Source organism: Ancylobacter tetraedralis (assembly GCF_014195655.1).
Classification (GTDB): Bacteria; Pseudomonadota; Alphaproteobacteria; order Rhizobiales; family Xanthobacteraceae; genus Ancylobacter; species Ancylobacter tetraedralis.
In genome coordinates this window covers 90,463-104,065 of record NZ_JACICD010000002.1, presented here as the reverse complement: position 1 = coordinate 104,065, position 13,603 = coordinate 90,463, and the positions used below count along the sequence as shown (strand labels likewise).

Here is a 13,603-nt window from a genome sequence, read left to right as displayed (position 1 = left end):
AGGCCGCATTCGCATCGGGATCGCTGACATGACCGACGAGTTTCCGCTCGTGCCTGCTGCGCCCTATGGGCTGCCACGGGTTCTCGCCCTCGCCAACCAGAAGGGCGGGGTGGGCAAGACGACGACGGCGATCAATCTCGGCACGGCGCTGGCGGCGATCGGCGAGAGCGTGCTGATCGTCGATCTCGATCCGCAGGGCAATGCGTCCACCGGGCTCGGTATCGACCGGCGCAGCCGCCGTGTCTCCACCTATGACGTGCTGACCGGCGATGTCAGCCTGCGCGAGGCGGTGCTGGAGACGGCGGTGCCCCGGCTGCATATCGCGCCGTCGACCATGGATCTCTCAGGCCTCGAACTCGAACTGGCCAGCCAGCGTGACCGTGCCTATCGCCTGCGCGATGCCATCCGTGGCCTCAATGGCGGGCGGGACAGCGGATCGTTAGACAGCCGAAACGAAACGCCCTACAGCTACGTGCTGATCGACTGCCCGCCCTCGCTGAACCTGATCACGGTCAATGCGATGGCGGCGGCCAATGCCATCCTGGTGCCGCTGCAATGCGAGTTCTTCGCGCTGGAAGGGCTGTCGCAGCTGCTGAAGACGGTGGAGCAGGTGCGCACCACGCTCAACCCGCAGCTCACCATCCATGGCATCGTGCTGACCATGTTCGATTCGCGCAACAACCTCTCCGCCCAGGTGGTTCAGGATGTGCGTCAGTTCATGGGCGACAAGGTCTATGAGACGATCATTCCGCGCAATGTGCGGGTGTCCGAGGCACCGTCCTACGGCAAGCCGGTGCTGCTCTACGATCTGAAATGCGTGGGATCGCAGGCCTATCTTCGTCTCGCATCCGAAATAATCCAGAGGGAGCGCGCCCTGCGCGCGACAGCGGCAGCGTAGGAGAACGCCATGGCAATGCCGGAAGATGGTGGCCGTTCGCGGCTGGGGCGTGGGCTCGCGGCGCTGATCGGCGACATGTCCGACGGCAATGACCGGGTGGGCGAGCGCCAGCCCGGCACGCCGGGAGGTGCGCGCAAGGTGCCGCTCGCCTTCCTGCGGCCGAACCCGCACAACCCGCGCCGGACCTTCGGCGAGGAGGATCTCGAGGATCTGTCCGCCTCCATCCGCGAGCGCGGGGTCATTCAGCCCATCGTGGTGCGGGCGGTGGCGGGCCAGCGCGATGCCTATGAGATCGTGGCCGGCGAGCGGCGCTGGCGGGCCTCGCAGCGCGCGGGCGTGCACGAGGTGCCGATCGTCGTCGTCGAGGTGGACGATCGCGAGGCGCTGGAAATCGCCATCATCGAGAATGTCCAGCGCGCCGATCTCAACCCGCTGGAGGAGGCGGCCGGCTACCAGTCGCTGTCCGACCAGTTCGGCTATTCGCAGAACGACCTGGCGCGGGTGATCGGCAAGAGCCGCAGTCATGTCGCGAATACGATGCGGCTGCTGCGGCTGCCGGAGACCGTGAAGGAATATCTCGCCGACGGTCGGCTGTCGGCGGGGCACGCGCGCGCGCTGCTGACGCAGGACGACCCGGAAGGGCTGGCCCGCGCGATTGTCGAGCGTGGCATGAATGTGCGTGCCATCGAGGCGCTGGCGCAGGAGTTGAACGTCGCCAAGGCGGAAGCGGCCGGAAAGCCGGCACGCAAGGCGCGGGCCGTTGCGGAGCTGGATGCTGATACGGCCGCGCTGCAGCGCCGACTGTCCGACGCGCTCGGGCTCAAGGTGACGCTGCGCCATGACGGCGAAGCCGGCGAGCTGCGCATTCGTTATACGTCGCTCGACCAGCTGGACGAGGTCTGCCGCCGGCTCGCCGCCGGCTGAGCCTCAGCCCCGCCGCGCCGCCGCGGCGAGCTGGAACAGCGCGCGCTCGGCCAAGGCCGGGCCGAGAGCGGCGCTGCGCCGCGCGGCCAGAAGCGCATCGTCCAGCGTGAGCAGCGCGGCCTGTAGCCGGGCTGCGCTCCAGCTGCGCAGGGCCTTCTCGATCAGCGGCTTGCGCCGGAAGTGAAGCGCCGGCCGGGCCCCATCCATCGCCCGCTCGACACTGGCGCCGCCCTCCACCGCGAGCCGCAGCTGGTGCAGTGACTGCGCGCCCCGGCAGACGGCGCCGAGCACGATGTCGGCCCGCATGCCCTCCTGCGTCGCCTTGACGAAGGCCGACGACATTTCCGCGCTCATGCCGGCAAAGGCGGAATCGACGATCTCGTCGAGCGCGAGGCTGGAGGCGTCGCCGACGATGGCTCGTACATGCTCGGCAGTGATGCGCGGCTCGCCGGCGGCATAGAGCAGCAGCTTGCCGATCTCGCCGCGCGAGGCGAGCCGGTCGCTCCCCAACAGGCCCATCAATTCGGCGCGGGCGTCGCGGTCGATCGCGATGCCCGCCTCGGCTGTCATCGTATCGATGAGGCGCGACAGGTCGCGGTCGGTGTCGGCATAGCAGGCGATGGCAAGGGCGTGCGGGGAGGCCTCGCACAGCGCGCGCAGCCCGGTGCCGCGCTTGAGGTCGCCGGCCTCGATCACGACGATGGCGTCGCTCGGCGGGACGGCGAGGAGCGCCTCCACCGCCGGTACGACATTGCGCGAGCCCACGCGCAGCGAGACGACCCGGCGCCCGCCGAACAGCGCCACCGTGCCGGCCTCGTCGACCAGCCGCCCGGGATCACCGGAAATCTCGTCGCCGTCGAGGCGCGTGATGCCAAAGGGATCGGTCGAATTGGCGGCGGCGCGCGCGAGATAGGCACGGGCACGCTCGCGCACCAACCCGCTATCCGGACCGAACAGCAGCAGGATCGGCCGGAGCGGATCGATGCGCGTGAGCGTCGCTTCCACCTCGGCCGGACGCACCGCAACCATGCGGTTCAGCTCTTGGGGGTGGAAGCGGTCGTGGCGGGCGCAGCCGGGGGCGGCGCGATGAAATAGGCGGCGAGTTGCCCCTTGATGGTTTCCGAAGCGACACCGGCGGCGCGGTTCTGCGCGTCGCGAATGGCGCGGGCGCGAGCGAAGCGCTGGTAGCCGCTATAGAGCGAGGCCTTGCCGAAGGCGTTGCCATGCGCCACGGGCGGCACAGGCTTGCCATCGGGACCTGGTGTACGAGTGGTGTCGAACAGCAGCCACTTGACGTCCACCGACACCATCTCGACCTCGGGCAGGCCGGAGAGTGAATCCACCGCGGTCGAAGTCGAACTGTCCGTCACCGCCAGTTCGAGCCGGTAGGGAGCATTTGCCGGGTTTCCCGCGCCGCCGGTGAGGGCGAAGATCAAGTCGTTGCGCACCTCATTGCCGATGCGACCGGAGGCGAACACCACCTGGATGTCGCCCAGCCGCTCGGTGAGATTGCCACCGTCGGCGGTATCCTGCGCGTACATGGGCTTGAAGCAGCCCGCCACGGCGAAGGCCAGCAGGCCGGCAGCGGCAAGGCCGAACAGGCGACGGGACGGCGTGCGTTTCATCTGGTCAAGCGACGACATTCACGATCCTCTGCGGCACCACGATGATACGCTTCGGCGGCCGTCCGTCGAGAGCCTGCCTTACAAGATCGAGCGCCAGCACCGCTTTCTCGACCTCGGCGGGGCTCGCGTCGGTCGAGACGGCGATCTCGCCGCGGCGCTTGCCATTTATCTGAATCGGCAGCGTAACGGTATTGTCCACCAGCAGCGCCGGATTGACCACCGGCCATGACGCAGTGGCGGCCAGTCCGTCCAACCCGAGCACGATCCAGCATTCCTCCGCAAGATGGGGCACCATCGGGGCGACCACCGCAACGAGGAACTGCGCCGCCTCGCGCAGCGCGAAGGCGAGATCGGCCGGAACTGGCTCTCCCGCCGCGCCCTTGCGCGCGGCCGCGATGGCGTCGCCGAACTGGTTGGTAAAGCTGTGCACGCGTGCGACCGCGACATTGAAGCGCAGGCGCTCGACATCCTCCTCGACCAGCGCGGCCAGACGATGAGAGGCTTGGCGCAGCGAAGTCGATTCGGACCCGAAACTTTCGGGAGCGACGAGGTCGGGCGCCGTGAGTTCGGCGGCGTCGCCGACCATCCGCCAGATGCGCTGGGCAAAGCGCCACGCGCCCTCGATGCCGGCGCTGGTCCATTCGCTGTCGCGCTCGGGAGGCGTATCGGAGAGCATGAACCAGCGGGCGCAGTCGACGCCATACGTGTCGGCCACCACTTCCGGCGGCACCACGTTGCGCTTGGACTTCGACATTTTCTCCGGCGGACCGACCGTCACAGGCTCGTCGGTGCCCACGCGCACGGCGCTGCCGTCGGCGCGTTTCTCGACCTCCTCGGGGAACAGCCACTTGCCGGCCGTGTCCTTGTAGGTCTCGTGAACGATCATGCCTTGCGTGAACAGGCCGGCAAAGGGCTCCTTCACCGAGACCCGGCCGATCTTCGCCAGGGTGCGGGTGAAGAAGCGCGAATAGAGCAGGTGCAGGATCGCGTGCTCGATGCCGCCAATATACTGGTCCACCGGCAGCCAGTGGTCGGCCGCCGCCTTCTGCAGCGGCGCGGTGCCGGGTTCGGCGGCGAAGCGGGCGAAATACCAGGACGAATCGACGAACGTGTCCATGGTGTCGGTTTCGCGCCGTGCCGGGGCGCCGCAGTGCGGGCAGTCGACATGCTTCCAGGTCGGGTGGCGGTCGAGCGGGTTGCCCGGCTGGTCGAAGGTGACATCCTCCGGCAGCCGCACCGGCAGCTGGTCCTGCGGCACCGGCACCGGGCCGCAGCTGTCGCAATGGATGATGGGGATCGGGCAGCCCCAGTAGCGCTGGCGCGAGATGCCCCAGTCGCGCAGGCGGTAATTCACCGCGCGCTCGCCGACCGGCGCATTGCCGAGGATCTCGTTTTCCAGCCGGAGCGCTATCGCTTCCTTCGCGGCCGGCACGGCGAGGCCGTCGAGGAAACGCGAGTTGAACAGCGTGCCGTCGCCATCATACGGCGCATCCGCGACCGAGAAAGTGGCGGGGTCGACATCGGGCGGCAGCACCACGGGGGTGATGGGCAGGCCGTATTTGCGGGCGAAGTCATGGTCGCGCTGGTCATGGGCCGGGCAGCCGAAAATGGCGCCGGTGCCATATTCCATCAGCACGAAATTGGCGACGTAGACCGGCACCGCCGCGCCGCCCAGCGGGTGGCGCACGGTGAGGCCGGTATCGTAGCCCATCTTCTCCTGCGTCTCGATCTCGGCGGTGGAGGTGCCGCCGCGACGGCATTCCTCGACAAACACCTTGAGCGAGGGATCCGCCGCTGCCAGTGCCTCGGTCAGCGGGTGGCCGGGCGAGAGGGCGAGGAAGGAGGCGCCGAACAGCGTGTCCGGCCGGGTGGTGTAGACCTTGATCTCCTGCGGCAGACCGGCAGGCGCGTTCTCCAGCGCGAAGCGGACATGCAGCCCTTCGGAACGGCCGATCCAGTTGCGCTGCATCAGGCGCACCTTGTCGGGCCAGCGCTCCAGCGTATCGAGGCCCGCCAGCAGTTCCTCGGAGGCGTCGGAGATGCGGAAGAACCACTGGGCGAGCTTGCGCCGCTCGACAAGGGCGCCCGAGCGCCAGCCACGTCCGTCGATCACCTGCTCGTTGGCGAGCACGGTATTGTCGACCGGGTCCCAGTTCACTTCGCTCTCGCGGCGATAGACGAACCCGCCCTGGAGAAACTCAAGGAAGATGCGCTGCTGCTCGCCATAATAGGAGGGATCGCAGGTGGCGATCTCGCGGGACCAGTCCAGTGACAGGCCGAGCAGCTTGAGCTGCTCGCGCATGGTGGCGATGTTCTCGTAGGTCCAGATGCCGGGATGGGTGTTGCGCTCGATAGCCGCATTCTCGGCCGGCAGGCCGAAGGCGTCCCAGCCCATGGGATGCAGGACATTGAAGCCCTTCATCCGCTTGAAGCGCGCCACCACGTCGCCCATGACATAATTGCGCCCATGGCCGATATGGATGCGCCCGGACGGGTAGGGGAACATCTCGAGCACGTAGTATTTGGGACGCGGGTCGTCATTGCGGGTGCGGTAGATTCCGCGTTCGTCCCAGATCTTCTGCCAGCGGGGTTCAGCCTCGCGGGCGTTGTAGCGCTCGGTGTTCATGCTCGGGTCTCGGGCAGGCTTGGTCTTCGGTGGATGTCGTCAGGCGCAAGGTGGCGAAAAGCACCGACGGCGCGCGACTAGGCACGGTTTGATGCGTCGGGTCAACCGCCAGCATCCGTGCCGCCGCCCGGTCGGCCCTCCTCGGGGCTGGACGCGACGCCGTGCAGCGCCGGGGCGTCCGCCCGCCGCACCCCGTTACGCCCCGCGCGCTTGGCGGCATAGAGTGCTTGATCGGCGGCGACGAAGAGTTCCGAGGGCGACAGGCTGGGTGCCGGCTGGCAGGCGGCCGCGCCCACGCTGACCGTCACGACCCCGGCCGCGTTCGCGTGCGGAATGGCGAGAGCTTCGACGGCGCGGCGCAGCCGGTCCGCGACATCGGCGGCCGTGCCGATATCGGCATCGGGCATCAGCACCGCGAATTCCTCGCCGCCGATGCGGGCAATCACATCGCTTCCACGCACCGTCGTCGCCAGCGCCTGCGCCACCGAGCGAATGCAGCGATCGCCCTCCTTGTGGCCGTAATGATCATTGTACAGCTTGAAGTTGTCGATATCGATCATCAGCAGCGCGAGCTGCGGGGCTTTGTTCCATTGCAGCGGCAGCACGGCGTCGAAGCTGCGCCGGTTGGGGATGCCGGTAAGCGCATCGAGGCTGGCAAGCGAGTTGAGGTGGCGGTTCGCATTGCGCAGGGCCGTCTCGCGCGCGGAGAGTTCGTTTGCCATCGTCTCGAACGCGACCGCGAGCGGCTGCAGTTCGGCGACCCGCTCCCGGACCTGCAACGCGTTGGCATCGCCATGGCCGAAGCGGACCAGGCGGGCGGCCAGGGATCGGATCGGCACCACGATCAGCCGCTCGCCGATCATCGCCAGCCCAATGAGCACCGCGAGCCCGATGGCCAGCATGGTCAGTCCCGCGTGCCAGGCGGCGCGCTCGGCAGGGCCGAGCGCCGAGTTCTGGTCGACCCCCACCAGCAGATGCATGTTGGTGCCGGGTAGCCGGGCATAGGCATAAATGCGCTGCGCCCCGTCGGGCCCGGCCGCGAGAACCGTGCCCCTCGTGTACATCATCGCCTTCGCCACCGGCGCCGTGTGGCTGAGGTCGAGCCCCATGCCATAGGTGCCTTCGGGATAGGCGGTGAGCAGCGTTCCATCCGGGCCCACGACCATGGCCTGCCCGCCCGGCCCGAGTTCGGCGAACGTGCCGCCCGGAAACAGCTCCGCCATGCTGACGCGGGCGAGGATCACGGCGAGCACGCCGGTGTCGTTCCCGGCCGCAATCGGTTGCGCCGCATAGATCGCCGGCCGATCGATGACGAGGCTGCGCCGGACCGATTCGATATTGGCAATGCCGCGCAGGGCGATCCGTGTGTAGCTGCGGCTCGAGATATCGAGGCCGACGGCGCTCGGTACCGTCGAACAGCGTATGATGCCGTCGCGCGTGACGAGGGAAAGCGAATCGATCTCGGCGAAGGCATCGCTCACCGGCGTGAGTGCCGCGCACGCGCTGGAACTGGGCGCGCCGGACGGCTCATCGGCCGCGATCGGCGGGAGGCCGGTTTCGGCGCCGGCGATCACATGCCTGTCGGACGCGAGGGTCAGCAGCACCGCCTGGGCGACGGCGATGGTCTGCCGGTAATGGCCGACGCTGCGCTCCGCCAGATCCATCACATGGCTCTCGGCCGCCGCGAGATTGTCGGCGTGGAGGTGGATGAGGCTGATGGTTCGTTCGGCGATGACGAGCGTCATGGCGACGGCGGCGAAGAGGAACAGCCGCAGGCGCAGACGCACCGTGCGCGGGCGCGGGCCGCTCGGACGGGTTGTGGATCGCCGATCGCGTTGAACCTTCCGGACTTCGTTCGCCACGCTCACGATCCCGACCGCCCCAGCCTGGCATAGACTTACGGGCCTCCCCGGAGTGCCGCAAGGATAAGTCCTGCCGTCGGGCGCCAAGTTTGCCGGCCCGCACGCGAATGGACAGCCTGCTTGACAAGGTGGCGGGGGCTTCGCATGCCTGCGCCAGGCAGCGGGGATCCGGGTGATGGACGTGACGGGTGAGAACGGCGTGAGCGAGCGCCTTGCGCAGGTGCGCGGGCGGATCGCCCAGGCCTGTCGCGATGCCGGCCGGGCCGAGGCGACGGTGCAGCTGATCGCCGTTTCCAAGACCTTCGACGCCGAGCATATCCTGCCGGTTCTGGCGGCAGGCCAGCGGCTGTTCGGCGAGAACCGGGTGCAGGAGGCCAAGGGGAAATGGCCTTCCCTCAAGGAGCGCCATCCCGATGTCGAACTGCATCTCATCGGTCCGCTGCAGAGCAACAAGGTGCGCGAGGCGCTCGCGCTGTTCGACGTGATCCACACGCTCGACCGGCCCTCGCTGGCGGAGGCGCTGTCCAGGGAGATCGCGCGGCTGGAAGGGCGGCCGGCGCCGCGCCTGCTGGTGCAGGTGAATACCGGCGAGGAGCCGCAGAAGGCCGGCATCGCTCCGGGCGCGGCGGATGCCTTCCTCGATGCCTGCCGCGAGGAGCACGGGCTGACCATTGAGGGGCTGATGTGCATTCCCCCGGCGGACGAACCCGCCGCCGCGCATTTCGCGCTGCTGGGCCGGATCGCCGCGCGCAACGGGCTCAAGACCCTCTCCATGGGCATGAGCGGGGATTTCGAGACGGCGATCCTGCTGGGCGCGACCCATGTGCGGGTCGGCAGCGCCATTTTCGGCGGGCGTTAGAGGGGCATCACCCCACGCGGATCGCCGTGCGGGGCGAGAGGCGCGCCAGAAGCCGGGTGAGATCCGCCCGGCGGAAGGCGATGCAGCCGGCGGTCGGCTCGAATCCCTCGCGCGCCAGATGCAGGAACACCGCCGAGCCGCGCCGCCGGGCGCGCGGGCGCTCATTGTGGTCGAGCACGATGACGAGGTCATAGAGCGCGTCGGCGCGCCACATGTCCTCATGCGAGGGTGCGAAGGGCAGGCGCACCGGCCGGTTGTAGCGCCCGTCCGTGGGGTCGTCGCACCAGCCGTCCTCGCGCCGGGTCGGCCGCGCCGGTATTCGGGTGAGGGGGCGCTGGCCGTGATCGGCGCGGTAGCGCAGTTCGCGCGGGTGCCAGATCCCGGCCGGCGTGGCGCCGTCGCCCTCGCGCTTGTCCCGGCGGATGCCCGTGCGCCCGAGAGCGACCGGCATTGGCGGGCCGCCGGCGAACAGCCATCCGCGGGTCGGCAGGCCCGGCCGGGCGACGACGCGAAGCTCCATGCACGTCATTTTGCGTTTTGACGTGGATTTCCTGAGGGTTTCGGTGCGGGGGGCCTTCTTATTCACGCGTTTTCCGTTCACGATCACGTCACGTACCCGACAGCAACCGGTAGTGCGGGTTCGCCGACTCTTGCCGAATGCGTCAGGCCTGCCTACTCGGGACTCAACGGCAATCCTGCCGAGCGCGCGAGCTTTACCGCGTGGCGCGGCGCGGACAAGAGGTTCGGGGAAGCGGACTTCGGGGGATCGGTTATGGCGAATGCTCAACGAATCCTGGTGGTCGAAGACGACAAGGATCTGCGCGACGCGCTGGTCGAACAGCTCGCGCTTTATGACGAGTTCGAGGTGGTCGCCGTGGAATCCGCCCAGGCCGCGATCGGCCAGGTCGAGACCGGCCGGGTGGACCTGGTTCTGATGGATGTCGGCCTGCCGGATCTCGACGGGCGCGAGGCGGTACGGCGGATGCGCGAGAACGGCTTCAAGGCGCCCGTCATCATGCTGACCGGCCACGACACCGACAGCGACACCATCATGGGGCTGGAGGCCGGCGCCAACGACTATGTCGCCAAGCCGTTCCGCTTCGCCGTGCTGCTGGCGCGCATCCGGGCGCAGATGCGCTCGCATGAGGCGAGCGAGGACGCGGTGTTCACCATCGGGCCCTACACGTTCCGCCCCGGCGCCAAGCTGCTGGTGACGGAGCGCAATTCCAAGATCCGCCTGACCGAGAAGGAAACGGCGATCCTGCGCTACCTCTACCGCGCCGGCAAGAAGCCGGTGGCGCGCGAGATCCTGCTGCAGGAAGTGTGGGGCTACAATTCCGGCGTGACCACCCATACGCTGGAAACCCATATCTACCGCCTGCGCCAGAAGATCGAGAAAGACCCGTCGCATCCCAATCTGCTCGCCACGGAGGCGGGCGGCTACAAACTGCTACCCTGACACGGGGCGAAGCGATTCGTCCCGACGGGGCCAGCCCTGGCAGGAGAACCGGCCCGCCGCATGCCGATCGAGGAGGACATCGCCTTGCTGGAAAGCGTCCCGATGCTGCGGCTGCTCGGGCCCGACGCATTGCGCGTCGTCGCCATCAGCGCCGACAGCCGCTCGCTCAACCGTGGGCAGGTTCTGTACCGCGAGGGCCAGTTCGCCGAGGCCGCCTATGTGGTGGTCGAGGGGACGCTGGCGATCTCGCGGGAGAATGCCGCGCTGGCGCGGCGACCGGGGCAGCGCATCGAGGTCGGGCGCGGGGCGCTGCTGGGCGAGCTGGCGCTGATCACCGACGGCAAGCGGCCGGCCACGGCCACCGCGATCACGCCCTCGGTGGTGCTGCGCATCCCGCGGGTGATCTTCATGCGGACCATCGAGAGCTATCCGCAGGCAGCGCTGGCGCTGATGCAGGCGCTGAGCGAGGAATTGCAGGAGACCGTAAGCGGGCTCGAGGCGGTGCGCGCGAGGCTTGAAGCGATCGAGCCGCCGCGGCGTCTGAGCTGAGAGCTGCTCTCATGATCCCCGTTACCCCGCGGGTCTGGCTCGACGAGCGGGAGATCGAGGAAACCTTCGTGCGCGCCTCGGGCCCCGGTGGGCAGAACGTCAACAAGGTCTCCACCGCCGTGCAGCTGCGCTTCGACGTGCGCCACTCCGCGACACTGCCCGAGGCGGTCAAGGCGCGGCTGGAGCGCATTGCCGGCCGCCGGCTCACCAATGACGGCGTGATCGTGCTGGTGGCGCAGCGCTTCCGCACCCAGGAGCGCAACCGCGAGGATGCCGTTGCCCGCCTCGTTGAGATGGTGCGCGAGGCAACGGTGGCGCCGATCATCCGCCGTCCCACCCGCCCGACGCTCGGCTCGAAGATCCGCCGGCTGGAGGGCAAGGCCCGGCGCTCGGGCGTCAAGGCCATCCGCCGCGACCGGCCGGGCGGTGGCGGTGGCGAGGATTGAGGCGGCGCGTGATCCGCGCGCTATTTCGGTAGCGAAATGACATCCGTGCGGTCGTTCGGCTCGAAGCGCCCGCTCGAAGCGTCCGGCCCGATGCGCTAGGCTCGGCGCATGACCCAGCCCGATCTCCCCGACATCACCACCGATTGCGCCATTGTCGGCGCTGGCCCGGCCGGGCTGATGCTCGGCCTGCTGCTGGCGCGCGCCGGGCTCGACGTCACCGTGATGGAGAAGCATGGCGACTTCCTGCGCGATTTCCGCGGCGACACCATCCATCCCTCGACACTGGACGTGATGCACGAGCTTGGCCTGCTCGACGAGCTGCTGAAGCTGCCGCACACGCAGGCGTCGCGCCTTCACGCCGAGATCGGCGGCCGCGACGTCACCTTGGCCGATTTCTCGCGCCTGCCGACGCGCTGCCGCTTCATCGCCTTCATGCCGCAATGGGACTTTCTCGACTTTCTCGCCCGCGAGGCCGCGCGCCGGCCGAACTTTCACCTCGTGATGCCGGCACAGGTCGACGGGCTGATCGAGGCGGAGGGACGGATCGCCGGCCTGCGGGCGACGACCCCGCGGGGAGCGCTCACGCTGCGCGCGGCGCTGGTCGTGGGCGCCGACGGGCGCAACTCGGTGGTGCGGCAGAAGGCGGGGCTGGAAGTGGAGAGCTTCGGCAGCCCGAGCGACGTGCTGTGGATGAAGCTGTCCCACCAGCCGGGCGATCCGCCCTATGTGATGGGCCATGGCGGGCCGCGCCAGGGCTTCGTCATGGTCGATCGCGGCGACTACTGGCAATGCGGCTATGTCGTGCGCAAGGGCTCCTTCGCGGACGTGAAAGCCGCCGGGCTGGAGGCGTTCCGCGCGCAGGTGGCGGCGGTCTCGCCGCTACCGGCATCGCGCATGGAGGAGATTGCCAGCTGGGACGACGTGCAGCTTCTCAGCGTGCGGATCGACCGGCTCAAGCGCTGGTGGCGGCCGGGGCTGATCTGCATCGGCGATGCCGCGCATGCCATGTCGCCGATCGGCGGATTCGGGGTGAACCTCGCCATCCAGGATGCCGTGGCGGCGGCGAACATCCTCACCCGCCCGCTGAAGGAAGGCCGCCTCGCGGCACGCGATCTGGCGGCGGTGGAGGCGCGCCGGCGCTTTCCCACCTGGGCGACGCAGAAGCTGCAGCTGATGATGCGGCGTGGCCGGCGCCAGCGTGAGGCGAGCGGGGAGGAAAGGGCAGGCGGTCCTCCCGGCTTCCTGCGCAGCATCGCCCGTTGGCCGCTGCTCGCGCATCTGGCCGGCCGGCTGGTCGGGCTCGGCTTTCGCCCCGAGGACGTGCGGGGGGCGCGAGAACGGAACAGCGGGTCGGCAGCGGCGATTTGATGTGACGACCGGCCTCCGCCGCCCCTATGCAAGGCGACACGGTTTTCATCTGGCTCGAGAGCATCGCATGACCACCTCCTCCGATTACACGCCGCCCAGCGTCTGGGTCTGGAACAAGGCCAGCGGCGGGCGCTTTGCCAACATCAACCGGCCAGTGGCCGGGGCGACCCATGAGAAGGCGCTGCCGGTCGGCGAACATCCGCTGCAGCTCTATTCGCTGGGCACGCCCAACGGGCAGAAGGTCACCATCCTCTTGGAGGAACTGCTGGCGCTGGGGCATGCGGATGCGGAATATGATGCCTGGCTCATCGACATCAGCCAGGGCGACCAGTTCGGCTCGGGCTTCGTCGAGGTGAATCCCAATTCGAAGATCCCCGCCTTGCTCGACCGATCGGGGCAGACGCCGATCCGGGTATTCGAATCCGGCGCCATCCTTGTCTATCTCGCCGAGAAGTTTGGCGCCTTCCTGCCGGTGGAAGCCGGCGCGCGGGTGGAATGCCTGTCCTGGCTGTTCTGGCAGATGGGGTCGGCACCCTATCTCGGCGGTGGCTTCGGGCATTTCTATGCCTACGCGCCGACCAAGATCGAATATGCCATCGACCGTTTCGCCATGGAGGTGAAGCGCCAGCTCGATGTGCTCGACCGGCGGCTCGCCGAGAGCGCCTATGTGGCGGGCCCCGACTACACCATCGCCGACATCGCCATCTTCCCCTGGTATGGCGGGCTGGCGAAGGGCTGGCTGTACGGCGCGGCCGAATTTCTCTCGGTTGCCGACTACACGCATGTGCAGCGCTGGGCCGACGCGGTTCTGGCGCGGCCGGCGGTGGCGCGCGGACGCATGGTCAACCGCATGTCCGGCGAGCCTTCCGAACAGCTGCGCGAGCGCCACGATGCCAGCGACTTCGACACACGCACGCAGGACAAGCTGGCGAGCGCCGATTAGAGCGTTTGCCGGCGACGCGAAGTCCGGTTCGCGAGAATCGCCGG

At 68.6% G+C, this 13,603-nt stretch carries 13 protein-coding genes; 8 read left to right on the top strand and 5 right to left on the bottom strand.

The window, feature by feature from the left end; translation table 11 throughout:
* The first annotated feature begins 28 nt into the window (after nt 1-28).
* Nucleotides 29-898 carry a ParA family protein gene (locus FHS55_RS05755; RefSeq protein ID WP_281379556.1) on the top strand — a complete coding sequence of 290 codons (870 nt, stop codon included), beginning with the start codon at nt 29-31 and terminating at the stop codon, nt 896-898.
* Between the two features lie 9 nt (nt 899-907).
* Nucleotides 908-1,822, top strand: coding sequence for a ParB/RepB/Spo0J family partition protein (locus FHS55_RS05750; RefSeq protein ID WP_210286875.1), 915 nt, complete (start codon nt 908-910; stop codon nt 1,820-1,822).
* Nucleotides 1,823-1,825: 3 nt separating this feature from the next.
* On the opposite strand, the gene holA is transcribed toward FHS55_RS05750, so the two are convergent.
* The 4 genes from holA to FHS55_RS23790 form a co-directional block, all read right to left on the bottom strand.
* A complete protein-coding gene (gene holA / locus FHS55_RS05745; protein ID WP_183188758.1) occupies nt 1,826-2,851 on the bottom strand; it encodes a DNA polymerase III subunit delta in 1,026 nt (341 codons plus the stop codon).
* A gap of 5 nt (nt 2,852-2,856) precedes the next feature.
* Nucleotides 2,857-3,465 carry a hypothetical protein gene (locus tag FHS55_RS05740; protein WP_183188757.1) on the bottom strand — a complete coding sequence of 203 codons (609 nt, stop codon included), beginning with the start codon at nt 3,463-3,465 and terminating at the stop codon, nt 2,857-2,859.
* Nucleotides 3,452-6,073 (bottom strand): leucine--tRNA ligase, encoded by a 2,622-nt coding sequence (gene leuS / locus FHS55_RS05735; protein ID WP_183188756.1) that lies wholly within the window; start codon nt 6,071-6,073, stop codon nt 3,452-3,454. The genes FHS55_RS05740 and leuS overlap by 14 nt, the downstream gene beginning before the upstream one ends.
* Before the next feature lie 101 nt (nt 6,074-6,174).
* On the bottom strand, nt 6,175-7,935 hold the full coding sequence (locus FHS55_RS23790; protein WP_183188755.1) for a diguanylate cyclase: 1,761 nt from the start codon (nt 7,933-7,935) through the stop codon (nt 6,175-6,177).
* A gap of 175 nt (nt 7,936-8,110) precedes the next feature.
* Here FHS55_RS23790 and FHS55_RS05725 point away from each other — a divergent pair, with 175 nt between their 5' ends.
* Nucleotides 8,111-8,794, top strand: a complete 684-nt coding sequence (locus tag FHS55_RS05725; protein ID WP_183188754.1) for a YggS family pyridoxal phosphate-dependent enzyme — start codon at nt 8,111-8,113, stop codon at nt 8,792-8,794.
* A gap of 7 nt (nt 8,795-8,801) precedes the next feature.
* On the opposite strand, the gene FHS55_RS05720 is transcribed toward FHS55_RS05725, so the two are convergent.
* Complete coding sequence (locus FHS55_RS05720) at nt 8,802-9,323, bottom strand: L,D-transpeptidase family protein (protein WP_183188753.1); 522 nt, start codon at nt 9,321-9,323, stop codon at nt 8,802-8,804.
* Between the two features lie 243 nt (nt 9,324-9,566).
* Between FHS55_RS05720 and FHS55_RS05715 the strand changes: the two genes are divergently transcribed.
* The 5 genes from FHS55_RS05715 (at nt 9,567) to yghU (ending at nt 13,559) form a co-directional block, all read left to right on the top strand.
* Nucleotides 9,567-10,253 carry a response regulator transcription factor gene (locus FHS55_RS05715; protein ID WP_183188752.1) on the top strand — a complete coding sequence of 229 codons (687 nt, stop codon included), beginning with the start codon at nt 9,567-9,569 and terminating at the stop codon, nt 10,251-10,253.
* A gap of 60 nt (nt 10,254-10,313) precedes the next feature.
* Nucleotides 10,314-10,802 carry a cyclic nucleotide-binding domain-containing protein gene (locus tag FHS55_RS05710; protein WP_183188751.1) on the top strand — a complete coding sequence of 163 codons (489 nt, stop codon included), beginning with the start codon at nt 10,314-10,316 and terminating at the stop codon, nt 10,800-10,802.
* An 11-nt stretch (nt 10,803-10,813) separates the two neighbouring features.
* Complete coding sequence (gene arfB, locus FHS55_RS05705) at nt 10,814-11,248, top strand: alternative ribosome rescue aminoacyl-tRNA hydrolase ArfB (RefSeq protein WP_183188750.1); 435 nt, start codon at nt 10,814-10,816, stop codon at nt 11,246-11,248.
* Between the two features lie 108 nt (nt 11,249-11,356).
* A complete protein-coding gene (locus tag FHS55_RS05700) occupies nt 11,357-12,616 on the top strand; it encodes an FAD-dependent oxidoreductase (protein ID WP_183188749.1) in 1,260 nt (419 codons plus the stop codon).
* A gap of 67 nt (nt 12,617-12,683) precedes the next feature.
* Nucleotides 12,684-13,559 (top strand): glutathione-dependent disulfide-bond oxidoreductase, encoded by an 876-nt coding sequence (yghU, locus tag FHS55_RS05695; protein WP_183188748.1) that lies wholly within the window; start codon nt 12,684-12,686, stop codon nt 13,557-13,559.
* The last annotated feature ends 44 nt before the right edge of the window (nt 13,560-13,603 follow it).

Coding starts and splice junctions, on each gene's coding strand:
- FHS55_RS05755 (WP_281379556.1), top strand. CDS start 29: ATGACCGACGAGTTTCCGCTCGTGCCTGCTGCGCCCTATGGGCTGCCA.
- FHS55_RS05750 (WP_210286875.1), top strand. CDS start 908: ATGGCAATGCCGGAAGATGGTGGCCGTTCGCGGCTGGGGCGTGGGCTC.
- holA (WP_183188758.1), bottom strand. CDS start 2,851: ATGGTTGCGGTGCGTCCGGCCGAGGTGGAAGCGACGCTCACGCGCATC.
- FHS55_RS05740 (WP_183188757.1), bottom strand. CDS start 3,465: ATGTCGTCGCTTGACCAGATGAAACGCACGCCGTCCCGTCGCCTGTTC.
- leuS (WP_183188756.1), bottom strand. CDS start 6,073: ATGAACACCGAGCGCTACAACGCCCGCGAGGCTGAACCCCGCTGGCAG.
- FHS55_RS05725 (WP_183188754.1), top strand. CDS start 8,111: ATGGACGTGACGGGTGAGAACGGCGTGAGCGAGCGCCTTGCGCAGGTG.
- FHS55_RS05720 (WP_183188753.1), bottom strand. CDS start 9,323: ATGACGTGCATGGAGCTTCGCGTCGTCGCCCGGCCGGGCCTGCCGACC.
- FHS55_RS05715 (WP_183188752.1), top strand. CDS start 9,567: ATGGCGAATGCTCAACGAATCCTGGTGGTCGAAGACGACAAGGATCTG.
- FHS55_RS05710 (WP_183188751.1), top strand. CDS start 10,314: ATGCCGATCGAGGAGGACATCGCCTTGCTGGAAAGCGTCCCGATGCTG.
- arfB (WP_183188750.1), top strand. CDS start 10,814: ATGATCCCCGTTACCCCGCGGGTCTGGCTCGACGAGCGGGAGATCGAG.
- FHS55_RS05700 (WP_183188749.1), top strand. CDS start 11,357: ATGACCCAGCCCGATCTCCCCGACATCACCACCGATTGCGCCATTGTC.
- yghU (WP_183188748.1), top strand. CDS start 12,684: ATGACCACCTCCTCCGATTACACGCCGCCCAGCGTCTGGGTCTGGAAC.